The organism is Micromonospora sp. MH99 (assembly GCF_021442385.1).
In the GTDB taxonomy this organism is placed as follows: Bacteria; Actinomycetota; Actinomycetes; order Mycobacteriales; family Micromonosporaceae; genus Micromonospora.
Genome location: NZ_MUZA01000041.1, coordinates 1 through 25,757 on the forward strand (window position 1 = coordinate 1; position 25,757 = coordinate 25,757).

The 25,757-nt window shown below is 71.2% G+C and carries 28 protein-coding genes; 18 read left to right on the plus strand and 10 right to left on the minus strand.

Annotation, left to right across the window (positions count from 1 at the left end):
- The coding region (locus B0E54_RS20500) for a hypothetical protein (RefSeq protein WP_234587164.1) at window positions 1–367 on the minus strand (367 nt) is incomplete at its 3' end.
- A gap of 113 nt (window positions 368–480) precedes the next feature.
- Between B0E54_RS20500 and B0E54_RS20505 the strand changes: the two genes are divergently transcribed.
- From B0E54_RS20505 to B0E54_RS20520, 4 genes are all read left to right on the plus strand, one after another.
- Window positions 481–765 carry a GlsB/YeaQ/YmgE family stress response membrane protein gene (locus tag B0E54_RS20505; RefSeq protein ID WP_007463997.1) on the plus strand — a complete coding sequence of 95 codons (285 nt, stop codon included), beginning with the start codon at window positions 481–483 and terminating at the stop codon, window positions 763–765.
- Between the two features lie 223 nt (window positions 766–988).
- Entirely contained in the window at window positions 989–2,275 is a 1,287-nt protein-coding gene (locus tag B0E54_RS20510) for a sugar ABC transporter substrate-binding protein (RefSeq protein ID WP_234587166.1), read from the plus strand.
- Window positions 2,272–3,258 (plus strand): carbohydrate ABC transporter permease, encoded by a 987-nt coding sequence (locus tag B0E54_RS20515; protein WP_234587169.1) that lies wholly within the window; start codon window positions 2,272–2,274, stop codon window positions 3,256–3,258. The genes B0E54_RS20510 and B0E54_RS20515 overlap by 4 nt, the downstream gene beginning before the upstream one ends.
- Entirely contained in the window at window positions 3,255–4,085 is an 831-nt protein-coding gene (locus B0E54_RS20520) for a carbohydrate ABC transporter permease (protein ID WP_234587171.1), read from the plus strand. Before B0E54_RS20515 ends, B0E54_RS20520 begins: the two co-directional genes overlap by 4 nt.
- A gap of 16 nt (window positions 4,086–4,101) precedes the next feature.
- On the opposite strand, the gene B0E54_RS20525 is transcribed toward B0E54_RS20520, so the two are convergent.
- The 3 genes from B0E54_RS20525 to B0E54_RS20535 are packed head-to-tail and all read right to left on the minus strand — an operon-like array spanning window position 4,102 to window position 6,481.
- The gene (locus B0E54_RS20525) at window positions 4,102–4,884 is read right to left on the minus strand and encodes a MerR family transcriptional regulator (RefSeq protein WP_234587173.1); all 783 of its coding nucleotides are present in this window, start codon (window positions 4,882–4,884) and stop codon (window positions 4,102–4,104) included.
- A 41-nt stretch (window positions 4,885–4,925) separates the two neighbouring features.
- A complete protein-coding gene (locus B0E54_RS20530; RefSeq protein ID WP_234587175.1) occupies window positions 4,926–5,687 on the minus strand; it encodes an ABC transporter permease in 762 nt (253 codons plus the stop codon).
- Entirely contained in the window at window positions 5,684–6,481 is a 798-nt protein-coding gene (locus B0E54_RS20535; RefSeq protein WP_234587178.1) for an ABC transporter ATP-binding protein, read from the minus strand. The genes B0E54_RS20530 and B0E54_RS20535 overlap by 4 nt, the downstream gene beginning before the upstream one ends.
- Window positions 6,482–6,553: 72 nt before the next feature.
- On the opposite strand from B0E54_RS20535, the gene B0E54_RS20540 reads away from it, so the two are divergent.
- The 6 genes from B0E54_RS20540 to B0E54_RS20565 all read left to right on the plus strand — a co-directional run bounded on the left by B0E54_RS20540 (window position 6,554) and on the right by B0E54_RS20565 (window position 11,313).
- A complete protein-coding gene (locus B0E54_RS20540) occupies window positions 6,554–7,192 on the plus strand; it encodes an MOSC domain-containing protein (RefSeq protein WP_234587180.1) in 639 nt (212 codons plus the stop codon).
- A 91-nt stretch (window positions 7,193–7,283) separates the two neighbouring features.
- Complete coding sequence (locus tag B0E54_RS20545) at window positions 7,284–7,880, plus strand: helix-turn-helix domain-containing protein (RefSeq protein ID WP_234587285.1); 597 nt, start codon at window positions 7,284–7,286, stop codon at window positions 7,878–7,880.
- The gene (locus B0E54_RS20550; RefSeq protein ID WP_234587183.1) at window positions 7,880–8,251 is read left to right on the plus strand and encodes a hypothetical protein; all 372 of its coding nucleotides are present in this window, start codon (window positions 7,880–7,882) and stop codon (window positions 8,249–8,251) included. The genes B0E54_RS20545 and B0E54_RS20550 overlap by 1 nt, the downstream gene beginning before the upstream one ends.
- Window positions 8,248–9,168, plus strand: a complete 921-nt coding sequence (locus B0E54_RS20555) for an ABC transporter ATP-binding protein (RefSeq protein ID WP_234587185.1) — start codon at window positions 8,248–8,250, stop codon at window positions 9,166–9,168. Before B0E54_RS20550 ends, B0E54_RS20555 begins: the two co-directional genes overlap by 4 nt.
- Window positions 9,168–9,965, plus strand: coding sequence for an ABC transporter permease (locus B0E54_RS20560; RefSeq protein WP_234587187.1), 798 nt, complete (start codon window positions 9,168–9,170; stop codon window positions 9,963–9,965). Before B0E54_RS20555 ends, B0E54_RS20560 begins: the two co-directional genes overlap by 1 nt.
- Window positions 9,966–10,119: 154 nt before the next feature.
- On the plus strand, window positions 10,120–11,313 hold the full coding sequence (locus B0E54_RS20565; protein WP_234587189.1) for a low temperature requirement protein A: 1,194 nt from the start codon (window positions 10,120–10,122) through the stop codon (window positions 11,311–11,313).
- A gap of 28 nt (window positions 11,314–11,341) precedes the next feature.
- Here B0E54_RS20565 and B0E54_RS20570 read toward each other — a convergent pair whose 3' ends face one another.
- From B0E54_RS20570 to B0E54_RS20580, 3 genes are all read right to left on the minus strand, one after another.
- Entirely contained in the window at window positions 11,342–12,544 is a 1,203-nt protein-coding gene (locus B0E54_RS20570) for a low temperature requirement protein A (protein WP_234587191.1), read from the minus strand.
- 160 nt (window positions 12,545–12,704) lie between these two features.
- Entirely contained in the window at window positions 12,705–13,607 is a 903-nt protein-coding gene (locus tag B0E54_RS20575) for a phytanoyl-CoA dioxygenase family protein (protein WP_234587193.1), read from the minus strand.
- Between the two features lie 221 nt (window positions 13,608–13,828).
- The gene (locus B0E54_RS20580) at window positions 13,829–14,683 is read right to left on the minus strand and encodes a hypothetical protein (protein ID WP_374109296.1); all 855 of its coding nucleotides are present in this window, start codon (window positions 14,681–14,683) and stop codon (window positions 13,829–13,831) included.
- Between the two features lie 275 nt (window positions 14,684–14,958).
- On the opposite strand from B0E54_RS20580, the gene B0E54_RS20585 reads away from it, so the two are divergent.
- Entirely contained in the window at window positions 14,959–15,723 is a 765-nt protein-coding gene (locus tag B0E54_RS20585; protein ID WP_234587197.1) for an SDR family NAD(P)-dependent oxidoreductase, read from the plus strand.
- A 113-nt stretch (window positions 15,724–15,836) separates the two neighbouring features.
- Here the strand turns inward: B0E54_RS20585 and B0E54_RS20590 are convergent, their stop codons facing one another.
- On the minus strand, window positions 15,837–16,646 hold the full coding sequence (locus B0E54_RS20590; RefSeq protein WP_234587200.1) for an enoyl-CoA hydratase-related protein: 810 nt from the start codon (window positions 16,644–16,646) through the stop codon (window positions 15,837–15,839).
- Window positions 16,647–16,665: 19 nt separating this feature from the next.
- Between B0E54_RS20590 and hemW the strand changes: the two genes are divergently transcribed.
- Window positions 16,666–17,889, plus strand: a complete 1,224-nt coding sequence (gene hemW, locus B0E54_RS20595; protein WP_234587288.1) for a radical SAM family heme chaperone HemW — start codon at window positions 16,666–16,668, stop codon at window positions 17,887–17,889.
- Window positions 17,890–17,982: 93 nt separating this feature from the next.
- Here hemW and B0E54_RS20600 read toward each other — a convergent pair whose 3' ends face one another.
- Window positions 17,983–18,621 carry a DUF4870 domain-containing protein gene (locus tag B0E54_RS20600; RefSeq protein ID WP_234587203.1) on the minus strand — a complete coding sequence of 213 codons (639 nt, stop codon included), beginning with the start codon at window positions 18,619–18,621 and terminating at the stop codon, window positions 17,983–17,985.
- Window positions 18,622–18,847: 226 nt separating this feature from the next.
- Between B0E54_RS20600 and hrcA the strand changes: the two genes are divergently transcribed.
- The 3 genes from hrcA to B0E54_RS20615 all read left to right on the plus strand — a co-directional run bounded on the left by hrcA (window position 18,848) and on the right by B0E54_RS20615 (window position 21,825).
- Window positions 18,848–19,870, plus strand: a complete 1,023-nt coding sequence (hrcA, locus tag B0E54_RS20605; RefSeq protein ID WP_234587205.1) for a heat-inducible transcriptional repressor HrcA — start codon at window positions 18,848–18,850, stop codon at window positions 19,868–19,870.
- A gap of 73 nt (window positions 19,871–19,943) precedes the next feature.
- On the plus strand, window positions 19,944–21,089 hold the full coding sequence (dnaJ, locus tag B0E54_RS20610; protein ID WP_172899204.1) for a molecular chaperone DnaJ: 1,146 nt from the start codon (window positions 19,944–19,946) through the stop codon (window positions 21,087–21,089).
- Window position 21,090: 1 nt separating this feature from the next.
- Window positions 21,091–21,825: a 16S rRNA (uracil(1498)-N(3))-methyltransferase gene (locus B0E54_RS20615; RefSeq protein WP_234587207.1), complete on the plus strand. Its 735-nt coding sequence runs from the start codon at window positions 21,091–21,093 to the stop codon at window positions 21,823–21,825.
- A gap of 190 nt (window positions 21,826–22,015) precedes the next feature.
- Here the strand turns inward: B0E54_RS20615 and B0E54_RS20620 are convergent, their stop codons facing one another.
- Window positions 22,016–22,777 (minus strand): SDR family NAD(P)-dependent oxidoreductase, encoded by a 762-nt coding sequence (locus B0E54_RS20620; protein ID WP_234587209.1) that lies wholly within the window; start codon window positions 22,775–22,777, stop codon window positions 22,016–22,018.
- Between the two features lie 47 nt (window positions 22,778–22,824).
- Here B0E54_RS20620 and B0E54_RS20625 point away from each other — a divergent pair, with 47 nt between their 5' ends.
- From B0E54_RS20625 to B0E54_RS20635, 3 genes are all read left to right on the plus strand, one after another.
- Entirely contained in the window at window positions 22,825–23,184 is a 360-nt protein-coding gene (locus B0E54_RS20625; protein ID WP_007463963.1) for a histidine triad nucleotide-binding protein, read from the plus strand.
- Window positions 23,181–24,566, plus strand: coding sequence for a serine hydrolase (locus B0E54_RS20630; protein ID WP_234587212.1), 1,386 nt, complete (start codon window positions 23,181–23,183; stop codon window positions 24,564–24,566). The genes B0E54_RS20625 and B0E54_RS20630 overlap by 4 nt, the downstream gene beginning before the upstream one ends.
- A gap of 131 nt (window positions 24,567–24,697) precedes the next feature.
- A complete protein-coding gene (locus tag B0E54_RS20635) occupies window positions 24,698–25,753 on the plus strand; it encodes a PhoH family protein (protein WP_234587214.1) in 1,056 nt (351 codons plus the stop codon).
- The last annotated feature ends 4 nt before the right edge of the window (window positions 25,754–25,757 follow it).

Below are 25,757 nucleotides of genomic sequence, written 5' to 3' on the forward strand. Positions count from 1 at the left end.
CCCGGCGCAGTGGAGTCGACCCGCGCGGCCCGCGCGACCCGCCGCGCGACCCCCGCGCGACCCGGCCGAGCGCACGCGGGCGCGGCTGAACGGGACGGGTGGCAGCGCCGGAATCGCCTGGCAGAGCATCCTCGCGCAGTCGTGCGACGTTCGTGGCGATGATGCGCAGCACTTCGGCGCGGCTGACCGCGCGCTCAGCCCGGTCGATCACGCCGCCGGCGTGCTCGGTCTCCACAGTGCCGATGGCGGGAGTCGGACGACCGGCGATATCCCCGAAGGGGAGTCGATCACGCCGCGGCGTGGTGCACGGCCCGGCCGATGCGCGAGGCGGACGCGTCGTCCGGTGGAACGTGCCGTTGTTGGCCAAGTCGTGATCGTCTGGGCGACGAAGTCGGTTTGGTTTTTCGGTGGGTCGGGAACTTAGTCGTCACGACAGGAAGCACACATTGTGTGTCAGACATTCTTAGAAGGAGGGCGACCGTGGAGCTCACCGTGTGGGGCATCATCACTGCCATCGTTGTTGGTCTCATCGTCGGGGCGCTCGGCCGCCTGGTTGTTCCGGGTCGGCAGAACATGCCGATGTGGCTGCACCTGCTGATCGGTGTCGGCGCGGCTCTGCTGGGCACGGTGCTGGCGCGGGCGATGGGTATCGCGACCGAGACCGCCGGTATCGACTGGACCGAGCTGCTGGTGCAGGTCGTGGTCGCCGCGATCGCTGTCGCGCTGGTCGCCGGCGTGGGTGGCCGCCGCCGCGTCACCCGGTAACAACCTGGCATCACCGCACCACGGAAAAGGGCGCCCGACCATTGGTCGGGCGTTCTTTCGTGGTGAAGTGCCCAGATTCGGCCCTACGCCACGACCCGTCGGGTCGGTTCCCTGCGGTACGGTCGCGACGCTTCGGCCTCCCCGCCCACTGTCGTAAAGGATTTCTTCGTACTAAGGTGCGGCGGAGAAGGTAAGTTCCAGGCGGCGCGAGGGGAGAAGTGGCGTGAACAGGTGGAAGCGGCTGGCCCCGGTCACCGCCGTAGTGGCCTCGGCCGCGATGGTGCTGACCGGCTGCGGAGGCTCCGAGGACAAGGCGGGCGACGACAGCAAGCTCACGGTCTGGATGATGGGCGAGGGCGGCGACGCGCAGAACAAGTTCCTCGACGGCGTCGAGGCGGAGTTCCGCCAGAAGCACCCCGACACCGATGTGGTCGTGCAGTACATCCCCTGGCTGGAGGCGCCCAAGAAGTTCCAGGCCGCGCTCGCCGGTGGTGAGGGACCGGACATCACCGAGCTGGGCAACACCGAGACCCAGGGTTGGGCCGCGCAGGAGGCGCTCGCCGACGTCAGCGGCCGGATGGACGGCTGGGCCGACGGCAAGGACCTGCTGCCCGACCTGGTCCGCAACGCGCAGCTCGACGGCAAGCAGTACGGCGTCCCCTGGTACGCGGGCGTGCGGGCGATCTACTACCGCACCGACTGGTTCGCCGAGGCCGGCGTCCAGCCGCCGAAGACCTGGGACGACCTGGTCACGGTGGCCAAGGCCGTGCAGGCGAAGAAGCCGGGCACCTACGGCATCGCGCTGCCGGGCAACTCCGAGCTGCCCTTCTACTCCTTCCTCTGGGGCGCGGGCGCGGAGATCGCGACCAACCAGGGCGGCGCCTGGAAGTCCGGCTACACGACGCCGGAGGCGCAGCGGGCCGTCAAGTACTGGACCGACCTCGTGACCGTCCACAAGGTGGCCCCGCCGGCCGCCGCCGGTTGGAACGAGATCGACGCGCGTACCCAGTTCGCCACCGGCAAGGCCGCCATGGCGTTCGCCGGCAGCTGGCAGCAGGGCGCCATCAAGAAGGACAACCCCGAGATCGAGAAGGTCTGGGGTACGTTCCCGATCCCGGGCCCGGACGGCAAGGCCGCTCCCGGCTTCGCCGGTGGTTCGGACGTGGCGATCTGGAAGGACAGCGAGCGCCAGGATCTGGCCTGGGACTACCTGACCGTGCTGCTGAACAAGAAGAACGCGCAGAGCTTCGCGAGCAGCCTCGGCTTCTTCCCGGTCTACAAGGACCTCGTCGCCGGTGACACGTACGCCAACGACAAGGTCATGGCGGCGTTCGCCACCACCATGCAGAACACCAAGCTCACGCCGCTCACCCCGAAGTGGGTGGAGGTCAGCCGGACGAAGACGGTGACCCAGGCGATGAACAGCTCGGTCATGAAGGGTCAGAAGACGGTCGAGAAGGCTACCGCTGACGCGGCCGGTGAGATGGAAAGCATCCTCAACTCCAAGTGACCACGCTGACCGAGGTGCCGGAGACGTCCGCCGCGCGGGAGACCCCCGCGCGGCGGCGTCGCCCGGTGGACCGCCTGCCCTACCTGCTGCTCCTGCCCGCACTCGTCATCATCGGGGTGCTGCTGCTCTGGCCGCTCGGCCAGGTGGTGGCGATGTCCTTCTACCGGCTCAACAGCGTCCGGCAGTTGCGCGGCGACCGGGAGTGGCCGTGGGTGGGGCTCGGCAACTACACCGACATCCTCTCCGACCCGTTCTTCTTGACGGTGCTGCGCAACACGGTGCTGTTCGCCGCGGCGAACGTGCTGCTCACGATGGTGCTCGGCACTCTGGTCGGGCTGCTGCTCAACCGGCTCGGCCGCAAGATGGCCACCTTCGTGGCCAGTTGCGTGATGCTCGCCTGGGCCACCCCGGCGCTGACCGGCACGATCGTCTGGAAGTGGATCTTCGACGACACCAGCGGCCTGGTCACCTGGCTGTTCAACGCGTTGCCGGACGGGTTCTCCCAGGCGCTGTTCGGCCGCAGCGACTGGACCGGCTACGGCTGGTTCAACTCGCCGCTGCTCTTCTTCGCCATCCTCACCCTGGTGGTGGTCTGGCACTCGTTCCCGTTCATCGCGGTAAGCGTGCTCGCCGGCCTGAAGAGCGTGCCGAGTGAGCTGCACGAGGCGGCCCGGGTGGACGGCGCCAGCCCGTGGCGGGTCTTCTGGAAGATCACGTTCCCGCTGTTGCGGCCGGTCTTCGGAATCCTGATCGTGCTCTCCACCATCTGGGACTTCAAGGTCTTCACCCAGCAGTTCGTCCTGGCCGGCGGCACCCAGGACCGGCCGACGTTCATGCTCTCCATCTACTCGTACGCCGAAGCCTTCTCCCCGCCGCCGAAGTACGGCCTCGGCGCGGCGATCGCGGTGATCCTCACGCTGATCCTGCTCGTGGTGACCGGCTTCTACGTACGGATGGTGCTCAGGCAGGAGGACGAGTCGTGAAGAAGGTGGCCCTCAACGCCGCCGGGCTGCTGGTCGCGCTCTTCGCGGCGTTCCCGGTCTACTGGATGATCTCGACCTCGTTGAAGCCGAGCAGCGAGATCTTCTCGTCCACCCCGCAGCCGGTGCCGGCCCACCCGACGCTGGCGCACTACCGGGAGATCCTGACCGGCAACCTGATCCCCGGCGTCAGCTTCCTGGACTTCTTCGTCAACAGCGCGATCGTCGCCGTGTCCACTGTGGTGCTCAGCGGCCTGGTCGCCCTGCTCGCCGCGACGGCGGTGGCCCGGTTCCGCTTCAAACTGCGGACCAGCTTCCTGATCATGCTGCTCGTGGTGCAGATGATCCCGCTGGAGGCGCTGGTCATCCCGCTGTTCCTGATGATCCAGCGGCTCGGGCTCTACAACACCCTGCCCAGCCTGATCCTCACGTACCTCGGCTTCTCGCTGCCGTTCGCGGTCTGGATGCTGCGTGGTTTCGTCGCCGCCGTGCCCAAGGAGTTGGAGGAGGCGGCGGCCATCGACGGCGCGAGCCGGGCTCAGACGTTCCGTCGGGTGCTGTTCCCGCTGGTCGCGCCCGGCCTGGTCGCCACCAGCATCTTCTCCTTCATCACCGCGTGGAACGAGCTGATCTTCGCGTTGACGTTCATCAACGACCAGGGCCGCTACACGCTGCCGGTGGCGATGACCTTCTTCTTCGGCCGCGACGACACCAACTGGGGGCCGGTCATGGCCGCCTCCACCCTGTTCACCCTGCCGGTCATCATCTTCTTCCTGCTGGTGCAGCGACGGATGGTCTCCGGCCTCGTGGCCGGCGCCGTCAAGGGCTGACCGCGCCGGCCGGCGGTCATTTGCGGGGCGGCTCGGCGAGCCGCTCCATCCGGTTCCAACCGGACCAACCCCGCTCGCGCATCAGCTCCCGCAGCCGCTGCGCCCGCGGGTCCGCCTCGTCGGCGAGGGCGTCGATCAGGTCGTGCGGAATGTCGTCGTCGGCCTCCTCGGCGTGCAGGAAATCGCCGGCGGCGTACGCCTGCTCCGCCAGGCAGGCCATGATGTCGGCGGCCTCGGCCAGCCGCGGGTCGTCCTGCTCGTCACCGTCGAAGATCTCCGAGAGCACCCGGTAGAGCCGGACGACCTGCGGATCATCGAGAGCGGCGCTCTTGCCGGGCATCCACTCGACGATGCGGTCCGGCCAGCGCGCCGCGACCAGGATCCACCCGTCGCGTTCGGCCTCCACCATCCGCTGGGACGCCCCGATGGCCCGAAGTCGGTCGAGATAGGCGGTGACCTCCGGTGGAAGCGCCAGGCTGTCCCCGGCGGTGAGCTGCGCGATGTGTGTGCGGCTGGTCTGCAGCCGCTCGATCTCGTCGCGCAGCTTGCCGTCGATGGTCCGGATCGCTTCGGCGAAGGCTGACGGGTCGGCGTCGAGCATCCGGCTGATCTGCGACAGCGGCACGCCGGCGTCGGCGAGGGTGCGGATCTTGATGAGGGACACGACAGCCGTCGCGCCGTAGCGCCGGTAGCCCGATGCGTCCCGCTCCGGCTCGGGCAGCAGTCCGATCTGGTGGTAGTGCCGCACCGCCCGCACCGTGACGCCGGCGTACGCCGCGAGTTGACTGATCGTCAGCATGCTCTGATCCTGCTCTCACTCACCTTGTCCGGTACGCCAGCTCAGGAGATCCTGCGACGGTAGGTGACGTTGGCGAACAGGTAGGCGAGGACGAGGATGCCGACGCACCAGGCGAGGGCGATCCAGATGTCCGAGCCGACCGGCTGTTGGCTGAACAGGTCCCGGATCGCGTTGACGATGGAGGTCACCGGTTGGTGCTCGGCGAAGGCGCGCACCGGGCCGGGCATGGACTCGGTGGGCACGAAGGCGGAGCTGACGAACGGCAGGAAGATGAGCGGATAGGAGAACGCGCTCGCGCCGTCCACCGTCTTCGCGGTGAGGCCGGGGATCACGGCGATCCAGGTCAGCGCCAGGGTGAACAGGACCAGGATGCCGGCGACCGCGAGCCACTGCGACACCCCCGCCCCCGTACGGAAGCCCATGATCAGGGCGACGCCGACGACGACGACGAGCGAGATCAGGTTGGCGACCAGTGAGGTCAGAACGTGCGCCCACAGCACGGATGACCGGGCGACCGGCATGGACTGGAACCGTTCGAAGATGCCGCCCTTCATGTCCAGGAAGAGCCGGAAGGCGGTGTAGGAGATGCCCGAGGCGATCGTGATGACCAGGATGCCGGGCAGCAGGTACTTCACGTACGAGTCGGTCCCGGTCTCGATCGCGCCGCCGAAGACGTAGACGAACAGCAGCATGAAGGCGATCGGCATGATCGCGGTGGTGATGATGGTGTCCGGGCTGCGGGCGATGTGGCGCAGCGAGCGTCCGAGGAGAACTGCGGTGTCGCCGACGAAATGCCTGTTCATCGTTGTTCCTTCTGGGTTCGGGCGCCGACGAGGGTGAGGAAGACGTCCTCCAGGCTCGGCTGCTTCTCGACGTACTCGATCGTCGCGGGTGGGAGGAGCTGCTTGAGCTCGTCGAGGGTGCCGTTCACGATGATCCGGCCCTCGTGCAGGATCGCGATCCGGTCGGCCAGGTGCTCCGCCTCGTCGAGGTACTGGGTGGTGAGCAGGACTGTCGTACCCGCCTCGGCCAGATCCTTGACGGCCTGCCACACCTCGATGCGTGCCTCCGGGTCCAGCCCGGTCGTCGGCTCGTCGAGGAAGATCACCGGTGGGTTGCCGATGAGGCTCATCGCGATGTCCAGCCGGCGGCGCATGCCACCGGAGTACGTCGCCACCCTCCGGGTGCCCGCCTCGGTCAACGAGAAGCGCCGCAGCAGGTCGTCCGCGATGGCGCCCGGGTCCTTGAGGTGCCGGAGCCGGGCGACCAGGACGAGGTTCTCCCGTCCGGTGAGGATCTCGTCGACCGCCGCGAACTGCCCGGTGAGACTGATCGACTCGCGCACCTCGGCGGCCTGCGTCGCGACGTCGAAACCGTTGACCCGGGCCGTTCCCCCGTCGGCCTTGAGCAGCGTGGACAGGATCTTCACCACAGTGGTCTTGCCCGCCCCGTTGGAGCCGAGCAGGGCGAAGATGCTGCCGCGCGCGACGTCGATGTCCACGCCGCGCAGCACCTTCAGTTGCTTGAACGATTTCTCCAGGCCCTGCACGTGTATCACGGCCTGCTCGACCTGATCGGTTGTTGGCGGGATGCTCATGGCAGTCAGCATGGAGGGTTGACGCAGCGTCAAGGTCAAGCCCGGACCGCGGATTCACCTAGGCTGTCCGGCATGACGGGCAGGGTGGCAGCGGTGAACCTCGGCATCGTGACCGAGGCGGCGTGGGCGGGCGACGCGAGCGGTCGCAGCGGCATCGACAAGCGATCGGTCGACGGGCCGGTGGCGGTGCTCGCCGGTGGCCTGGCCGGTGACTTCATCGGTGAGCGGTCCGTGCACGGCGGGCCGGACAAGGCCGTCTACGCGTACGCCGAGGAGGACGCCGCGTGGTGGTCGGCCGAGATCGGCCGGTCGATCCGCTCGGGGGGCTTCGGGGAGAACCTGACCACGTACGCCGTCGACGTGACCGGCGCGGTCATCGGCGAACAGTGGGCGGTGGGCACGGCGGTGCTCCAGGTGACGATGCCGCGTACGCCCTGCACGACGTTCGCGGGTTTCTGGGGCGTGCCCGACCTGATCCGGCGCTTCACCGTGCGGGCCTCCCCGGGGGCGTACCTGCGGGTGTTGCGCGAGGGCGAGGTGGGTGCCGGCGACCCGGTCGAGGTGGTGGAGCGGCCCACGCACGGGGTGACCATCGGCGAGGTGTTCCGGGCGACCAGCCTGGAGCCGGAGCTGCTGCCCCGCCTGCTCGACGCGGACGACCTGCCGGAGCCGATCCGGGACAAGGTCCGCCGCCGTCTCGCCGCCCGTTAGCCGACGTCGAGGGCGCGAGCGCCCAGCCGTTCGTTGTGGAACACGGCCTTTCATTCTCATTATCGAGAGTGATACCGTTCGGCCCGTGGAGATGTCGAGAGAGCGCTGGGCGGACCTGGCGCTGCATCCGGTGCGGATCCGGATCCTGCGTGCGGTCGCGGGCACACGCCTGACCACACAAGGGCTGCTTGAGCTGCTGCCCGATGTCCCGCAGGCCACGATGTACCGGCACCTGGCGATCCTGGTCAAGGCAGGGCTGGTCGAGGTGGTTGACGAACGCAGGGTTCGCGGCACCGTCGAGCGGGTGTACGCGTTGCCAGCGCACGGCGCGACGCTCGACCCGGCGGCCCTCGCCACGGCTACGCGGGAGGACCATGCGCGCTACTTCACGGCGTTCATGTCGAGTCTGCTGTCGGAGTTCTCCCGCTATCTCGCGCGGGAGCGGATCGACTTCACCGCCGACGGTGTGGGCTATCAGCAACTCGTGCTGCACCTGACCGACGCCGAACTGGGCGAGTTCGCCGCCGGTCTCCACGCACTGGTGGGCCCGCTGCTCGGCAACCAGCCCGGCGGTGGGCGGATACCGCGACTGTTGGCGACCGTTCTGCTGCCCACCGACCTGCCGACGACCGACAGACGTACGCCTGCGCCGACGGACGACTCCGACACGACGAAAGGGGATGACTGATGGCATCGGTCATGGTGACCAACGATGTGATCGACATTCGGTTCACCAGATGGGAGCGGGTCTGGGTCGGGCGGGAGCAGTTCGCACTGCCCCTCACCGCGGTGCGGCACGTCGCCCTGGTGGACAACCCGCTCCGTCTGGCCCGTGGCGCCCGCCGGGGATACGTGGTGTCCGGCTTCGCCAAGATCGGAGTATGGGGCCTGTACGGCGGTCCTCGACAGCTCGTGGCAGCCCGCCGGGCGGAACCGGGGCTGCACCTCGTTCTGGACCGGGCGTCGGCAGGCGGCGAGTTCGACCAGGTAGTGCTCTCCAACCCGGCCGCGCCAGGCCTCGTGGAGACGATCACGCGCGCCATGGCGGCCCGCGCGTGACCGGCGACCACCTCGCGATCGAGGTGTCGTGCCTGACAAAGCGCTACGGTGACGTGACCGCCGTGCATGATCTGAGCTTCACCGTGCAGCCCGGTGTCGTCACCGGATTCCTCGGCCCGAACGGCGCCGGCAAGACCACCACGATGCGCATGATGACCGGGCTGGTGTCGCCGACCAGTGGCACCGCCACGATCGGCGGGCTGCCGTACGGCCAACTCGCCCGGCCCTCGCGCACTGTCGGCGCCGTGTTCGACGCCAACGCGTTCCACCCTGGACACACCGCCCGCGACCACCTGCGCGTCTACGCCGCGATGGGCGGATATCCGGACAGCCGGGTCACCACCCTGCTCGACCTGCTCGGCCTCGCCGAGGCCGCACACCGTCGCACCCGAGGATTCTCCACGGGCATGCGGCAGCGGCTCAACCTCGCCACGGCGTTGCTCGGCGATCCCCGCGTACTGCTGCTGGACGAGCCCGGCAACGGCCTGGACCCGGAAGGCGTGTCGTGGTTGCGCGGCTTTCTGCGTCAGTTCGCCGACGAAGGTCGCACCGTCCTGATCTCCAGCCACGCGCTCGGCGAGATCCAGCAGCTCGTGGATGACGTCGTGGTGATCCGGCGTGGCGAACTCGTCGCCGCCGGGCCCTGTTCCCGGCTCGCCGGCCCGCCAGCGGTGCTGGTCACCTCACCCGACGCGGACGCGCTCGCTGCCGTTCTGACGGCCGACCCCGCCAACGGCGGCACGGCACCGCACGTCGAAGCCGTCCGGCCCGATCGGCTGCGGGTGCGAGGGCTGGACGCGCCGAGCATCGCCGACCTCGCCGCCGCCCACCATTGTCGGGTGCACGAGCTGGCCGTCGAGACTCCCAGTCTCGAAGAACTCTTCCTCCACCTCACCACGGACAAGGCGGTCAGCTGATGAACCACCTGATCAGAGCGGAGTTCCGCCGGCTGCTGGCCACCCGCATGTGGGGCGGCCTGCTGCTCGCCGCAGCTGTGCTGGGCGGGGGCATGTTCGGGGCCATGGCGCTGGCGGGGCCGGAGAACTTCGATCCACCGATGCCCGGTCTGGACACCGAGGCCGGCCTCCGCGCGATCCTCGGCATTCTCGGCTACACCGCGTTCGTGCCGGCCGCCGCCGGGGCCCTGGCGGTCACCTCCGAGTACCGACACCGCACCGCCGCGGTCACCTTTCTCTTCGCTCCGCGCCGTGGGCGGGTGCTCGCCGCCAAACTCGCCACGTACGCGGTCGTTGGCCTCGCGTACGGGCTCGTTCTCGCGGGCACCGCCGCGGTGGCGCTGTTCGCTGTCGCCGCCGCCCGCGACGTCCCACTCGGTCTGCCAGCCTCCACGGTGCTGGCGCTGCTCGGCCGTATCGCCGTCGCGATGGTGGTCTACCTGCTCCTCGGGGCCGGGATGGGTGCCCTCATCCACCACCAGGTCGCGGCGCTGTGCGTCGTGATCGGCTATCTGTACGTGGGGGAGCCGGTGCTGATGATGATCCCGGGCGTCAACACGCTCTACCCGATCCTGCCCGGCGGAGCCACCGCCGCGCTTACCGATTTCACCTACGTCGCCGACGCCATCTCCACGGAACTCGGCAGCGGCACCGTCAACCTGCTCCCACCGGCGGCCGGCGCTCTCCTGCTCACCGCGTACGCGGTGGCCGCCTCGGCGATCGCCCTGTTGCTGCCCCTGCGTCGAGACGTCACGTGACCGGCTGAAGGCGCGGGGCTGACCGCGTTGCCGAGGCGACACGCAAGCGTTGGGGTGGCCAGCGGCCGCCAAGAACCGGATGACGGGGTTGGACGCGAGCGGTTGCCCGTATCGTCCCCCTTGAGGGCATGCGGTGGAGGCCGGGTGAAGCGCGATGTCGATGGCAACGGACGGCGGCGCCACGGCAGCGGCGCCCGATCCGGCGCTGGAGCGTCCGGCGTTCCTGGAGCTCTTCTTCGACCTCGTCTACGTCTTCGCGCTGGTCACCTTGGCGACCATCCTGGCCAACGACCTGACCTGGACCGGCGTCGCCAAGGTGCTGGTGCTGCTGCTCGCGTTCGCGATGATTTGGGCGCTGAGCGTGTGGACCGCGGACACCATCGACCTGACCAGCCCATCCGGGCAGGGGCATCTCACCTCGGTGGCGGCGGCCAGCCTGCTGTTGGCGGCGGTCGCGGCCGAGGCGTACGGCGATCGCGCGCTGCTCTTCGCGATCACCTTCGTGTTCATCCCCCTCAGCACCACCGCCTACTACGCAGTTGTCGTCTCGAAGGGCCGGCCCCTGCGGCGGTCGACCATCCGGATCCAGACCTGGAAGTGCGTCACCGGCGTCGGCTGGATCGCCGGAGCGCTCGTCGGCGGCTCGGGCCAGTTGTCGATCTGGGCGCTCGCGATCGTCGTCGAGTACGTCGGGGCGGTGTGCGGCTGGCCGCTGCCCCGGATCGGCCGCTCACGACCGGGGGACTGGCGGCTGGTCCACGCGCGGGTGGCCGAGCGCTACCGGCAGTTCGTCATCATCGCGCTCGGGGTGTCGATCTTCGTGACCGGGACGACCTTCAGCCGGAGCGACTACACGCTGGAGCGGGCCTTGGCCCTGCTCGTGGTGTTCAGCACCGTGGTGCTGATGTGGCGGATCTACATCTACCGCGCCGGTGAGCTGCTGACCGACGCGATCGTCAGGTCGACCGACCCGGCGTTGCTCACCCAGTCCGCCGCGATCACCCATCTGATCATGGTGGCCGGCATCGCCGGGGCGGCCGTCACCAGCGACCTCGTGGTGAATCGACCGTCGGGCGAGACCCCGCCGTCGTGGGCCGCGGTCATCCTCGGCAGCCCCGCGTTGTACCTGATCGGCCGGGGCCTGCTCGACTTCACCGTGTTCGGACGCATCTCGCGGTCCCGGCTGGCCGGCGTGGTGCTGCTGGGGTGCCTGGCCCCGGCCACGACCGTGCTTCCGCCGATCCTTGTCGCGCTGCTCGCCATGATCGTGCTGGCCCTGATCGCCGTGGCGAACCTGGCCAGCACCCGACGACACACGCGTACGCCGGCGCCGCCGATGCTGGGGTGAGACTCCGCGCGGCAGGTGGGGCGATCCCTCACCGGGCCGGCGCGGTGACCTCGGCCCGTCTGCGACGGGCGGCCAGCCCTTCCCCGGCCAGGGTGAGCAGCAGGACCAGGTTCGCCACCACCAGGACGGTCAACGGCGGCAGACGGAACGTGCTGGGCGCGACAAGCGCGCACAGCAGCACGACCGCCAGCAGCACGATCGCCAGCACCCGGGACCAGAGAATCCGCGCCGTCACCACGGCGTCGAACAGCACGCTGCCGAACAGGAACAGCACCGGTCCGCCGAGGATGGCAACCATCACATCCACCGGAGTGTGACCGGAGGGCCGAGCAATGACCATCGAGGTGCCGGTCGAGACCAGCACCACCCCGGCCACCATCACCAGATGGGTGTACGAGGTGGAGGTGCCGGAGCGGACCCGCTCCACAGTCGTGACGCTCGGTGGGGCCAGGATCCGCTGGACGCGCTGGAAGTAGAGCTGGAACAGCAGGACCGCGCTGACGAACGCGACCGCGCTGGCGGTCACCTGACCGGCGGTGAACCCGCTGCCGGCCAGCCCCGTGCCGGTGCTCAGGATCAACTCGCCGAGCGCGACGATGAAGATCGCCCGGTGCCGCTCGGAGAGGTGCACCCCGGTGAAGATCTGGCTGGCCAGCTCGGTGCGGCCCAGCCCCGGCGTCGGCCAGCCGAACCGTGCCGAGCCGAGATCGACCGCCACCGCGAGCGACCAGAGCACCAGTCGAGCCGTCTCGTCGACGAACACCCCGGCAACCCAGGGCGTCACGGTGATGCCGAACCAGAAGAAGACCCGGATGCTCCGGGCCTGGATCGGACGATTGACGCGGGTGCCGGGGATCAGGACGGCGTCACGGACCAGGTGGATGCCGAAGTACGCCGCGACGAAGAGCCACCCGTACCGGCCGAAGGCGTACGGTGTCGCGATCGCCATCAGCAGGGTGCCGAGCATGACCAGCAGGACTGTCGCCTGGATGATCGGCAGTCGGGGGTTGAACAGGTCGGTGAGCCACGCCGTGAGCACCCAGACCCACCAGGCGGCCAGCAGCAGGACGGCGGTCTGCGCCGCGTTCCGCACGGTGAGGCTCTCGCCCAGACTGGCGGAGAGCCGCGAGAGCAGGAAGATGTAGACCAGGTCGAAGAAGAGTTCCAGGAAGGTCGGATATTCCGGCTCGCCGCGCCGGCGGAGGATCCGGGGGAGCGGAGCGGACGTCATCGCGGCTGCCTCCTGTGCCACCCCGCGCCCCGGGCAGGCGCTGCGCCCCGGCTCTGCCTACCCGTCACGCTACCGACAGTGCGGCAGCCGGTGGACCGGAAGCGGATACGGAACGGCCCCCCGCCAACGATGGCGGGGGGCCGTTCTCAGCCGCAGGTGATCAGCGCAGCCAGGGGATGTTGCGGTCCAGCAGCCCGCGCTCCTTGAGCTCCTTGCGCAGCGGGATCTCGTCGTCGACGTACCCGTCCCAGTTGATGCCCCAGTAGTTGGCGGTGTGGGTGCCCTCGCCGATCAGCTGGCGCTGCACGGGCGTGCGGTTGCGGTACCACTCGCCGTTCAGGTCCGGGTGCAGCTCGTCGAGCGGCCGGATCCACCGGTAGGTGTAGCCGACGAAGAGCATCTTGCGGGTGATCGTCGACAGGTTCGTCGAGCGGGAGTGCCACTGCCGACGGTCGAAGATGAACGCGTCGCCCGGGTTCGCGGTGATCTCCAGCGTGCCCTCCGGGTCGGGGTTGTGCACGCTCAGGTCCTTGGGCCGGTCCAGCGAGTTCCACAGGTGGCTGCCCGGGATGACCTTGGTGGCGCCGCGGCCGGTCTCGGAGAGGTCCGAGAGCACGTACGCCACCTTCAGCGAGAACATCGGCCGGGGCAGGTTCGGGTCCATCGTCTCCGGGTCGGAGTTCTGCCGGTACCCGTCCTGGTGCCAGCCCCAGTAGGGCTTCTCCGGCTCGGCGGCCGGCGGGGTGACGTCCAGGTGGTTGTGGTGGGTGTAGATGTTCCAGCCGGCCAGCCCCCACATGTACGGGAAGGCGATCGGGTGGGTGAGCAGCTCGCCGAAGAGCTCGTCACGCTCCAGGAAGCCCAGCAGGTGCAGCGTGCCGTCCTTCTTGGTGTTGCCCTTGGCCTGCTCCTCCGCGTAGACGCGGTCGACAGCCGCCTCCAGCGCCGCCCGGTGGTCCTCCGTCAGGACGTTGCGCAGCAGGAGGAACCCCTGCTCGTGGAACTCCTTGCGGTCAGTGTCGCTGATCGGTTCGTAGCCGGTCCGGTCGCCGTAATCGAACACCGCGTCGTACCCCTCCCCATGAGGTGAAACCATTTCTGGCACAGGCCGCCGATCGTAACGCGAGTGCCTATGCGGTGGGAGGGCGAGCGGTGCAGGTGCGGCTCCGGGTCGGACCGCACGCAGCGGTACGGGTGCGCAGAGTCACATTCACCTGATGGCCGGCTGGTTCTGCGGGGTTATGTCCGATTGTGCGGTCACTGCCGGTTAAGAGATCCGGGTCGTCAGCCTTCGGCGAAGACCTCGGCCACCACCTGATCCGCCGGGCTCTGCCCGCCGGTGACCCGGCCCCAGGTGCCGTTGCGGGCGGTCCATTCCAGGTCACCGAAGCGGACCCGCTTCACCCCGTGGTCCTGGGCGTGCGAGACCAGCCAGTGCGCGTACCGCCAACCGTCGCGCTGGTCGTCGGCAGTCACCGCCAGGCCGGTCTGGCTGGCCGGGTCGGCGCTCGACACCCCCCAGTCCAGCACCAGGTTGCGGGTCAGCTGGGCGGCCGCCGCCGCGCCGTGCATCACCGGGGTACGCCCCACCGTGCAGGCCACCGCGCCGGTGACATCGCCGAGCAGGGCCCTGCTGAGCACCTCGGAGTCGTCGGCCCACTTCTGGTACGCCTCGGGAAACGCCGAGCGCTGCACCCGCTGGGCGGCATCGGTGACCCGCATCTTCTCCCAGCCGCGCACCTTCTTCAGCGCCGCGTAGAACCTGTTGGCGGCGTAGCGGGGGTCGCGGATCTGCGCCGACGTGCCCCAGCCCTGACTCGGGCGCTGCTGGAACAGGCCTACCGAGTCCCGATCGCCGTCGGCGAGGTTGCGCAGACCCGACTCCTGGTAGGCGGTGGCCAGCGCGATCACCACGGCCCGCTCCGGCATCCCGCGCTGGGCGCCGATCGCCGCGATGGTCGCCGCGTTGGCCATCTGCTCGACGTCCAGCGCGACCCGGCCGTCGGCCTGGACCGTGCAGGTGCGCCCCGCCAGCGGCAGTCGCAGTTGATCCCCGACCTGCCGGACGACGAGCCAGATCGCGATGACGGCGACGAGGATGAGCACCACTCCACCCGCCACGGCTGCCCGAGTTCGCACCCACACCCCCTGAACGACAGTTCGACAAGCGTACGTCCCCGTCGGCGTCGTCCGGGCCGTCCGACCGGTTCGGGGTCCGCGCTGCCGCCGCGTACCGATCGGGACGTTCCCGCTCCGGGGCCGAACTCACCTGCCGCGCCGACCGGGCTCGGGGCTGTCTGCCGGGTCACCCGACCGCGGACGTCGGGAAGCGATTGACCGGTCCAGGGACTTGAGCGATTGACACGTCAATCAGGGGCCGGGAAACGGGCCCCGACCAGGCAAGGAGGAGTTCGATGGGCACGCTGGACGGCAAGGTCGTACTCATCACCGGCACCGGCGGCGGTCTGGGCCGCGTCGCCGCGCTGACCTTCGCCCGGGAGGGCGCCAAGGTCGTCGGGGCCGACATCCAGATCGACGGCAACAACGAGACCGTCGACCTCGTCCGGGCGGCCGGTGGGGAGATGACGAGCATCGCTCCGGTCGACCTGACCGACCCGGAACAGGCCCGCAAACTCGTCGAGGACGCCGTAGCCGTCCACGGGGGGCTCGACGTGGTCTACAACAACGCCGCCGCGCTGCGCTTCGGCCCGATGCCGGACTTCTCGGTCGAGGACTGGCGCTACACCATCGCCGGTGAACTCGACATCCCGTACCTCGTGTCGAAGTTCGCCTGGCCGCACCTGATCCGGCGCGGCGGTGGCGTCATCATCAACGCCGCCTCGATGGCCGGCATGATCGCCGGTCAGGTCCCCCCGATGGTGGGCCACACCGCCGCGAACGCCGGCGTCATCGGGCTGACGCGGCAGCTCGCGCTCGAAGGCGCACCCCACGGCATCCGCGCGGTGGCCGTCAGCCCCGGCCCGATCCTCACCCCCGCCAGTGAGCGGGACCTCGGCGACGACCAGGCGGCCCGGGACGCCATCACGGCAAAGACGCTCCTGAAGCGCTTCGCCCGCCCGGAGGAGGTCGCCGAGCTGGTGGTCTTCCTCGCGTCCGACCGGGCGTCGTACATCACCGGGGCCAACTACCCCGTCGACGGCGGCGCGACCGCCTGGTGACCCGACCGGACGGACGCCGGGACGCCACCGGGCGACGGTGGCGTCCCGGCCCTACCCGGCAGTTCAACGGTGCGTCCCGGCCCTACCCGGCAGTTCAACGGTGCGTCCCGGCCCTACCCGGCATGATCAGCGGAACCGCCCTCCAGAACGGCCGCCCATCGAGCCAGTCTCTTCTCCCGGAAGGCCAGGACCCCCTCGCGCCCCTCGTCGGAGAGGAAGTACCCGGTCGAGAGGGCGGACAGCCGCGCCAGATCCGCCCGCAGCTCGGCGGTGCCCGGCCGGCGCAGCAGCTCCTTCGCGCCGGCCAGCGCGCCCGGTGCCCCGCGCACCAGCGAGTCGCAGTAGCGCCGTACCGCGTCGTCCAGCCCGTCCGCCGGCACGGAGGCCGTGACCAGGCCGATCTCGGCGGCCCGTCGGCCGTCGAAGGTGTCGCCGGTCAGGTACAGCTCGGCGGCGGCACGCGGGTGCAGGCGGGGCAGCACGGTCGCCGAGATCACCGCCGGGATCACCCCGATCCGCACCTCGGTGAAGGCGAACGTCGCCTCGTCGGCGCAGACCGCCAGGTCGGCGGCCGCGATCAGGCCCAGCCCGCCGGCCCGGGCCGGCCCGGCGACCCGCGCGAGCACCGGCTTCGGACAGTCCCAGAGCGCCGCCAGCACGTCGCCCAGCATCCCGGCCGGCACCGTTCCGCTGGCGTACGCCGCGGCGGTCTCCTTCAGGTCCGCGCCCGCGCAGAACACCGGGCCCGTGTGGTCCAGCACGATCACCCGGACCGCGTCGTCGGCCACCGCCTCGGCAAGCCCGGCCAGCAACTGGGTCATCAGGGCGGTGGAGAGCGCATTGCGGTTGTGGGGGCTGTCCAGGGTGAGGGTGGTCACCCCACGGGCCGTGGCGACCCGCACGAGGACGTCGGGAGAGGTCATGCCGGGCACACTAGTGGCCATGCCCGGCGTCCTTCCAGATGGTGAGACCGTCCCCGTCGACGGATCGCTGCCCGCCACCGCCACCTCGGCGGTCGGCGCGCGCGGCTTCGGCGTGTACGTCCACGTTCCGTTCTGCGCCAGCCGCTGCGGCTACTGCGACTTCAACACCTACACGGCAGCCGAGCTGGGCGGGGGCGCCAGCCGGGAGGCGTACGCCGACACCGTGCTGGCCGAGCTGGCGCTCGCCGCCCGCGTGCTCGGCGACAGCCCGCCGCCCCGGGTCGACACGGTCTTCGTCGGCGGCGGCACCCCCACCCTGCTCCCCGCCGACGACCTGGCCCGCATCCTCGACGGCATCGACCGCACCTGGGGGCTCGCCGCCGACGTCGAGGTGACCACCGAGGCCAACCCGGAGTCGGTCACCCCCGAATCGTTGCGGCGGCTGCGGGCGGCCGGCTACACCCGGATCTCGCTGGGCATGCAGTCCGCCTCCCCGGGGGTGCTGGCGATCCTGGACCGCAAACACAGCGCCGGTCGGGCCACCGCCGCCGCCCTGGAGGCGCGCGACGCCGGGTTCGAGCACGTCAACCTGGACCTGATCTACGGCACGCCGGGTGAGCGGCCCGAGGACTTCGCCGCCACGCTGGAGCAGGTGGTCGCCGCTGGCGTGGACCACGTCAGCGCGTACGCCCTGATCGTGGAGGACGGCACCCGGCTCGCCGCCCGGATGCGGCGCGGCGAGCTGGCGTACCCCAGTGACGACGTGGCCGCGGACCGCTACCTGGCCGCGGAGGCGGCCCTCGACGCGGCCGGCCTGTCCTGGTACGAGGTGTCCAACTGGGCGCGCACCGACGACGCCCGGTGCCGGCACAACCTGCTCTACTGGACCGGCGCGGACTGGTGGGGGCTCGGCCCCGGCGCGCACAGCCATGTCGGCGGGGTGCGCTGGTGGAACGTGAAGCACCCCACGACGTACGCCCAGCGGTTGGCCTCCGGCGCGTCCCCCGGCCTGGCCCGTGAGGTGCTCACTGTCGACGAGGCCCACATGGAGGACGTGATGCTCCGGCTGCGGCTCGCCAGCGGGCTGCCGCTGGCCGTGCTCGACGCGGCCGGCCGGGCCGGCGCCGAGCGGGCCCTCGCCGGCGGTCTGTTGGTCGCCGGGGACTACGCCGCAGGCCGGGCGGTGCTCACCCTGCGCGGGAGGCTGCTCGCCGACGCGGTCGTCCGCGACCTGCTGCCCTGACCCGGGACGCGCCGCCCCGGCCGGCGGTGCGACAGCCGACCCTCACCCCCGCCGGCGGTGCGCCGGACCGGCCGGGGGAGCGGCCGGCCCGGATCACTTGACGAGGTTGGCCGAGAGTGGGTAGCGGTAGAAGCTGCCCTCGTTGGCCTTGATGCCGGCGAGGATGCCGAACACGGCACCGAGGATGACGGCCGCGCCGACGCCGATGAAGCCGATCAGGATGCACGAGAGCACCCAGCCGACCAGGCCGACGATCGACCAGATGAGCTGGAAGTTGAGCGCGGCGACGGCGTGCGCCCGGACCGTCGGGGACTGGGTGCCCCGGGCCAGCATCGCCACCAGCGGGGCGATCCAGCCGAGCACGCCCGCACTGACGATCATCAAGGCCGCGCCGCCGAAGTGCGCGACCAGCGCCCAGGTCTTGTCCTCGTTGTTGGCGAAGCCGCCGCCGGGGCCGCCGTAGGCGCCGCCGGTCGGATAGCCGCCAGTCAGGCCGCCCGGGGGATAACCGCCCGGCGGGGGGTAGCCACCTGGCGGAGGGTAGCCGCCCGACGGCGGCTGGTCACCGGTGGGCGGCGGATAGCCACCGGCCGGGGGATACCCGGCCGGGTCGGGTGCCCCCGACAGTGGTGCGGTGGGCGGCTCGGCCGCGTAGGGCGAGCCCGGGGGAGTCGGCTCCGGCGGGTAACTGCCGGGGTCTCCCGCGCCGGGAGGGCGAGGTGGTTCAGTCATGACTGTCACGGTAGGTGTCGGCGGCAACGTCGCACCAGAGCGACACCGCCCGGCCGCGTGGGCCGATCGGCCCGCGCGGGGTGGCGTGGGCCGCACCGACGGCCTGTCGTTGATCATCGCGTCGGCGGGGGCGCCGACGTAGACTGGCACTCGTTACAGTCGAGTGCCAGGACGGCCGTCGGCCCCGAGTGGGCTGCCGGCCGACGTGCGACAGGAGGTGCGGAGGATGGGTCTGGACGACCGCAAGCTGGCCGTGCTCCGCGCCATCGTCGAGGACTACGTCTCCACCCAGGAGCCGGTCGGCAGCAAGGCGCTTGTCGAGCGCCACCAGCTCGGGGTCTCCCCGGCGACGGTCCGCAACGACATGGCCGTGCTGGAGGAGGAGGGCTACATCCGGCAGCCGCACACCAGTGCCGGCCGGGTGCCCACCGACCGCGGCTACCGCCTCTTCGTCGACCGGCTGTCCCGCGTCAAGCCGCTCAGCCCGGCCGAACGCCGGGCCATCGAGCGCTTCCTCGTCGGCGCGGTCGATCTCGACGACGTGGTGCACCGCACCGTACGCCTGCTCGCCCAGCTCACCCGCCAGGTCGCCGTCGTGCAGTACCCGAGCCTGGCCCGCTCCTCGGTACGCCACCTGGAGCTGGTGCCGATCTCCACCACCCGGCTGATGCTCGTCATGATCGCCGACACCGGGCGGGTCGAGCAGCGGCTGGTGGAGCTGCCCGCGCCGGTGCCCGCCGACGACGTCACCGACCTGCGCCGGCTCGCCAACGAGAAGCTCGCCGGCGCCCGCCTGTCCGACACCCCGCCGCTGGTGCAGGCGCTGGTGGAGGAGGTGCCGTCGGAGCTGCGCGGCGCGATGACCACCCTCTCCACGGTCCTGCTGGAGACGCTTGTCGAGCGGCACGAGGAACGCATCGCCCTGGCCGGCACCGCCAACCTCACCCGGGGCGGCCTGCTCGACTTCCAGGGTTCGCTGCGACCCATCCTGGAGGCGCTGGAGGAGGAGGTCGTACTGCTCAAGCTCATCGGCGAGACCGAGCCCAGCACGACCCGGGTCCTGATCGGCGATGAGAACGAGTTCGACAACCTGCGCGCCGCCTCGGTGGTCAGCACCGGGTACGGCCCGGGGGCCACCATCGTGGGCGGCCTCGGCGTGTTGGGGCCCACCCGCATGGACTACCCCGGCACCATCGCCACGGTGCGCGCCGTGGCACGCTACGTGGGCGAGCTGCTGGCCCAGAACTGACCAGTCAGGGCCGACGGCCGGCTGCGGCCGCCGGTCGGCGTAACGCGAGACGAACATGAGGACACGGAACGCAGTGGCCAGGGACTACTACGGCATCCTCGGTGTCAGCCGGGAAGCCTCCGATGACGAGATCAAGCGCGCCTACCGCAAGCTGGCACGCCAGTTCCACCCGGACGTCAATCCGGACCCGGAGGCCCAGGAGAAGTTCAAGGACATCAACGCCGCGTACGAGGTCCTCTCGGACGACCGCAAGCGGCAGATCGTCGACCTGGGTGGCGACCCGCTCGCCCCGGGAGGCGGCGGCGCGGGCGGTCCGGGTGGCCCCGGCGGGGCTGGCCCGTTCGTCGGCTTCCAGGACATCATGGACGCGTTCTTCGGCGGCGCGGCAGGTGGCGCCCGTGGCCCACGGCCGCGGACCCGACCGGGCGCGGACGCGATCCTGCGCCTCGAACTCGACCTGCACGAGACGGCGTTCGGCGTCGAGGCCCCGATCACCGTCGACACCGCGGTGCTCTGCACCACCTGCTCGGGCGCCGGCACGGCCGCCGGCACCCACCTGGCCACCTGCGAGGCGTGCGGCGGTCGGGGCGAGGTGCAGTCGGTGCAGCGCACCTTCCTCGGCCAGGTGGTCTCCGCCCGGCCGTGCACCGTCTGCCAGGGCTACGGCACCACGATCCCGCACCCCTGCCCCACCTGCGCCGGCGACGGCCGGGTGCGCACCCGCCGGTCGCTCACCGTCAAGATCCCGGCCGGTGTCGAGGACGGCATGCGGATCCGGCTGGCCCAGCAGGGCGAGGTCGGCCCGGGTGGCGGCACCGCCGGCGACCTCTACGTGGAGATCCACGAGCGGCCGCACGACGTCTACTCCCGCAAGGGCGACGACCTGCACTGCCGCGTCACCGTGCCGATGACGGCCGCCGCGCTGGGCACCCGGCTCACCATCAAGACGTTGGACAGCGAGGAGACCGTCGACGTCAAGGCCGGCACCCAGCCGGCCAGCACGCTGCGGCTGCGCGCCCGGGGCGTACCGCACCTGCGCGGCACCGGCCGGGGCGACCTCTACGTGCACCTCGACGTCCGGACGCCCACCAAGCTCGACCCCGACCAGGAGAAGATGCTGCGCGACTTCGCCAAGACCCGGGGCGAGGAGGTCGCCGAGCTGACCAAGCAGGGCGGCTTCTTCTCCCGGATGCGCGACGCGTTCAACGGCCACGCCTGACGTGTCCGCGCCGCTCTTCCTGGTCGACGCGCTGCCCACCGGCGACGCGCTGACCCTCGACGGGCCCGAGGGGCACCACGCCGCCACCGTGCAGCGGTTGCGCGTCGGCGAGGAGCTGCTGCTCGCCGACGGGCGGGGCGGCACGGCCGCCGCAGTGGTCACCGCCGTCGGCAGGGGCAGCCTGGAGGTCAGCGTCACCAACCGGGAGTACGCGGACGCGCCCGTACCCCGGATCGTCACCGTGCAGGGCATCGCCAAGGGTGACCGGGGCGAGCTGGCCGTGCAGGCGATGACCGAGGTCGGGGTGGACGAGATCGTGCCCTGGGCGGCGTCGCGCTCGGTGGTGCAGTGGCGCGGCGACCGGGGCGTACGGGCGCGGCAGAAGTGGGTCGCCACGGCCCGCGAGGCGGCGAAGCAGGCCCGCCGACCCTGGCTGCCGGTGGTGGCCGGTGCGCCCGACGAGTCGACCGCGACTGTCGCCCGCCGCATCGCCGGCGCCGCCGCCGGGTTCGTCCTGCACGAGGAGGCCGAGGAGCGGCTCACTACCGCCGACCTGCCGACCGCCGGTGAGATCGTCCTGGTCGTCGGCCCCGAGGGCGGCATCGCCCCGGCCGAGTTGACCGCCTTCCGCGAGGCCGGCGGCCGGCCGGTCCGACTCGGACCAGCCGTGCTGCGCACCTCGACGGCCGGGGTCGCGGCGCTCGCCGTGCTCGCCACCCGCCTCGGCCGCTGGTAGCCCACCCCCTCGGTCGTTGTAGCCCGCCGCTCGCCGTAGCCCCGACAGGGGCGAGCCGGGGCGTGCCAGGCGGTCGCTGTCGGCTGCGGTCGAGCCGCGCCCCCGGTTGAACCTGATGCCTGTGAGTCATCTTGATGACTCACAGGCATCAGGCCCGTTGTAGCCCGCGCTGCCCGTGCTGCCCGCGCTGTCAGCTGCGCAGGTAGGAGGCGCCGTTGAGGTCGACGATGGTGCCCGACGCCCACTCCGCCTCGGGCGAGGCCAGCCAGTGCACGGCGGCGGCGATCTCCTCCGGCCGGGCCACCCGGTCGAACGGGCTCTGCGCCCGGATGGCCGCGCCCCGCTCACCGCGCAGGTGCTCGGTCGTCATGTCCGTCGCCACGAAGCCCGGCGCGACGGTGGCCACAGTGATGCCGTACGGCGCGAGCGCCACGGCGAGGGACTGCCCCAACGCGTTCAGCCCCGCCTTGCTGGCGCCGTACGCCGGCTGGTCCGGCTCACCCCGGAACGCGCCCCGGGACGACACGTTGACGATCCGGCCGCCGCGCTCGCGCAGGTGCTGGGCGGCGCACCAGATGACGTTGCCGGCCCCGGTCAGGTTGGTCTCCAGCACCTGCCGCCAGCGCTGCTGCCACTCGTCGTACGACGTGCCGAAGATCGGGTGCGGGACGTCCCGGTCGCCGTACGTCCCGGCGTTGTTGACCAGCACGTCCAGCCCGCCGAGCAGTTCGGCGGCCCGGTCGACCATGGCCCGGACCGCGTCCGGGTCGGTGAGGTCCGCGCGGACCACCACGTGTCCCGAGCCGGGCAGCCCCGCGCGCAGCTTCTCGGCCGCGTCGCCGGAGTCGCGGTGGTGGATGGCCACCCGGTCGCCGCTGGCGGCGAACGCCTCCACCACCGCGCGGCCGATGCCACGCGAGGAGCCGGTCACCAGTACCGCCCGATCCGTCATGCCGGCCATCCTGCCTCAACCGTGCATCCTCTCCTTACACTGCCCCGATGGGATCCGACTGCCTGTTCTGCCGCATCGTCGCCGGGGAGATCCCGGCCACCGTGGTCCGGGAGACCGCCACCACGCTCGCCTTCCGCGACATCGACCCGAAGGCCCCGGTGCACGTCCTGGTCATTCCGAAGGAGCACTACGCCGACGTCGCCACGCTCGCCGAGGGTGACCCGGCGCTGGCCGGTGCGGTGCTCGCCACGGCCGCCGCGGTGGCCGAGGACGAGGGGCTGCTCGGCGACGGGTTCCGGCTGATGTTCAACACCGGGGCGTACGGCGGGCAGGAGGTCTTCCACGCGCACGCGCACCTGCTCGGTGGCGCCCCGCTCGGTCCGATGCTCGCCCGGGACCTGGCGTGACGGCCGGCCCCGACGCGTACGACCGGTTGGGTCGGCTGGTCCGCCGGGTGCAGGCCGACGCCCGGGTGCCGGCGGTGTCGGCGGCGCTGCACCGCGCCGACCGACAGCTGTGGACGTGCACTGTCGGGGGCACCGGCACCGACAGTCCGTTGGGGCCGGGCACCCAGTTCCGGATCGGCTCGGTCACCAAGACCTTCACGGCGGTGCTCACCCTCCAGTGCCGCGACGACGGGCTGCTGGACCTGGATGACCCGGTGGGCCGGCACCTGGACCTTCCCGCGCACGGCGAGCTGACCGTGCGCCGGCTGTTGTCGCACACCGGCGGCCTGCAACGTGAGCCGTTCGGTGACGTCTGGGACACCCTGAACGCGCCGGACGTCGAGCAGCTGGTGGCCGGCCTCGACCGCGCCGAGCGGGTGTTGCCCACCGGTCGGCGCTTCCACTACTCCAACCTGGGCCTGGCCGTGCTCGGCCTGCTGGTGGGCCGGCTGCGTGGGGGCAGCTGGGCGGAGGTGCTCGCCGAGCGGGTGCTGACGCCGCTGGGGCTGACCGACACGACAGTGACCCCGCGGCCCTCGGCGGCCACCGGCTACCTGGTCGACGCGTACTCCGACGAGGCGCACCCGGAGCCGCCGACCGACTTCGGCGCGGTGGGCCCGGCCGCCCAGCTCTGGAGCACCGCTACCGACATGGCCCGCTGGGCGGCGTTCCTCGCCGACCCGGCGGCGCTCGACCCGGCCGGCGCGGTGCTCGCCCCGGGCACCCTGGACGAGATGCGCTGGCCGCTGACCACCACCGACGAGACGCTCTGGGGCGCCGGCTTCGGGCTCGGCCTGATCCTCGTCCCGCAGGGCGAACGGGTGGTGCACGTGGGGCACGACGGGGCGATGCCCGGCTTCCTGGCCGGCGTGTACGGCCGGCGGGGCGGCGACGGCACGGCCGGCGCGATGGGCGCCGCGGTCCTCGGCTCGTCCGGCACGGCCAGCGAGGTGCTCGAACTGCCGCACCGGCTGCTCACCGAGGCGGTCGAGCACGATCCCGCCGACATCGAGCCGTGGGCGCCGGGCGCACCCGCTCCGGCGGCCCTGCGGGGGGTGCTCGGCCGGTGGTGGGGCGAGGGTTCCGAGTACGTCTTCTCCTGGCACGACGGCGCCCTGCGGGCGCGCGGGGCCGGGGACCAGGCGGGCCGCCCGCCGGCGGTCTTCGCACCGCTGCCGGACCGGCCGGACGTGTTCCGGACGGTCTCCGGCCGGGAGGTCGGCGAGCTGCTGCGGCTGACCCGCGACGAGGATCGGACGGTGGTCCGGATGCACTGGGCGACCTACCGGTTCACCCGCCACCAGGAGACCTTCGACGGGTACGACTTCCGGGCCGGTAGTTGATCGCGGCCAGCGGAAATGGGCGCGATGCGGCCCGCGTTGACCCGATACGATGGGTGTAACGTCCGCACGCCGTGCCAGCAGGGCCGGCGCCGAGATCGAGAGCAGGTGCGCAGGGCCCTTCGGCCCGACCTATGACCGGCACCCCACCTCCCGGCCCGCCCCGGGTGCAGACCAGGATCACCGTGCCCGACTCCAAGATCATGGTCAATCTGCTCGGCGCGGGCGACGAGATCCTGCGACTCGTCGAACGCTCGGTCGCCAGTGACGTGCACGTCCGGGGCAACGAGATCACGATCACCGGCGCCCCCGCGGACAACGCCCTCGCCGAGCGGGTCTTCAGTGAGCTGCTCGAACTCATCGAGAAAGGCGAGACCCTGACCACTGACGCCGTCCGGCGTACCGTCGGCATGCTCGAGCAGGGCAGCGCCGAGCGACCCGCCGAGGTCCTGACCCTCGACATCCTCTCCCGTCGCGGGCGCACCATCCGCCCCAAGACGCTCGGGCAGAAGCGGTACGTCGACGCGATCGACTCGAACACCATCGTCTTCGGCATCGGCCCGGCCGGCACCGGCAAGACCTACCTGGCGATGGCGAAGGCCGTCCAGGCGTTGCAGGCCAAGCAGGTCAACCGCATCATCCTGACCCGACCGGCGGTCGAGGCGGGGGAGCGGCTGGGCTTCCTGCCCGGCACGCTCAACGAGAAGATCGACCCGTACCTGCGCCCGCTCTACGACGCGCTGCACGACATGCTCGACCCGGAGTCGATCCCGAAGCTGATGGCCGCCGGGACGATCGAGGTCGCGCCCCTGGCGTACATGCGGGGCCGCACCCTCAACGACGCGTTCATCATCCTCGACGAGGCGCAGAACACGACGCCCGAGCAGATGAAGATGTTCCTCACCCGACTCGGCTTCAACTCCAAGATCGTCGTGACGGGTGACATCACCCAGGTGGACCTTCCCGGCGGGACGAGCAGCGGCCTGCGGGTGGTCCGGGAGATCCTGGAGAACGTCGACGACGTGCACTTCTCCCAGTTGTCCAGCTCCGACGTGGTTCGCCACCGGCTGGTCGGGGAGATCGTCGACGCGTACGCCCGCTGGGACGAGCGGGAGAACCAGCAGGCGCAGGGCGTCCACGCCGTTCCCGGGCGACCCGCCCAGGGCGGCCGGTCCGGCCGCCGCCGCTAAAGCA

Excerpts from the sequence above, each read along its gene's own strand:
- hrcA (WP_234587205.1), top strand. The coding sequence starts at position 18,848 with ATGGGTCTGGACGACCGCAAGCTGGCCGTGCTCCGCGCCATCGTCGAG.
- B0E54_RS20545 (WP_234587285.1), top strand. The coding sequence starts at position 7,284 with ATGTCGAGAGAGCGCTGGGCGGACCTGGCGCTGCATCCGGTGCGGATC.
- B0E54_RS20590 (WP_234587200.1), bottom strand. The coding sequence starts at position 16,646 with ATGACCTCTCCCGACGTCCTCGTGCGGGTCGCCACGGCCCGTGGGGTG.
- B0E54_RS20550 (WP_234587183.1), top strand. The coding sequence starts at position 7,880 with ATGGCATCGGTCATGGTGACCAACGATGTGATCGACATTCGGTTCACC.
- B0E54_RS20535 (WP_234587178.1), bottom strand. The coding sequence starts at position 6,481 with ATGAGCATCCCGCCAACAACCGATCAGGTCGAGCAGGCCGTGATACAC.
- B0E54_RS20600 (WP_234587203.1), bottom strand. The coding sequence starts at position 18,621 with ATGACTGAACCACCTCGCCCTCCCGGCGCGGGAGACCCCGGCAGTTAC.
- B0E54_RS20560 (WP_234587187.1), top strand. The coding sequence starts at position 9,168 with ATGAACCACCTGATCAGAGCGGAGTTCCGCCGGCTGCTGGCCACCCGC.
- B0E54_RS20565 (WP_234587189.1), top strand. The coding sequence starts at position 10,120 with ATGTCGATGGCAACGGACGGCGGCGCCACGGCAGCGGCGCCCGATCCG.
- B0E54_RS20620 (WP_234587209.1), bottom strand. The coding sequence starts at position 22,777 with ATGACGGATCGGGCGGTACTGGTGACCGGCTCCTCGCGTGGCATCGGC.
- hemW (WP_234587288.1), top strand. The coding sequence starts at position 16,666 with ATGCCCGGCGTCCTTCCAGATGGTGAGACCGTCCCCGTCGACGGATCG.
- B0E54_RS20530 (WP_234587175.1), bottom strand. The coding sequence starts at position 5,687 with ATGAACAGGCATTTCGTCGGCGACACCGCAGTTCTCCTCGGACGCTCG.
- B0E54_RS20635 (WP_234587214.1), top strand. The coding sequence starts at position 24,698 with ATGACCGGCACCCCACCTCCCGGCCCGCCCCGGGTGCAGACCAGGATC.
- B0E54_RS20525 (WP_234587173.1), bottom strand. The coding sequence starts at position 4,884 with ATGCTGACGATCAGTCAACTCGCGGCGTACGCCGGCGTCACGGTGCGG.
- B0E54_RS20585 (WP_234587197.1), top strand. The coding sequence starts at position 14,959 with ATGGGCACGCTGGACGGCAAGGTCGTACTCATCACCGGCACCGGCGGC.
- B0E54_RS20625 (WP_007463963.1), top strand. The coding sequence starts at position 22,825 with ATGGGATCCGACTGCCTGTTCTGCCGCATCGTCGCCGGGGAGATCCCG.
- B0E54_RS20570 (WP_234587191.1), bottom strand. The coding sequence starts at position 12,544 with ATGACGTCCGCTCCGCTCCCCCGGATCCTCCGCCGGCGCGGCGAGCCG.
- B0E54_RS20540 (WP_234587180.1), top strand. The coding sequence starts at position 6,554 with ATGACGGGCAGGGTGGCAGCGGTGAACCTCGGCATCGTGACCGAGGCG.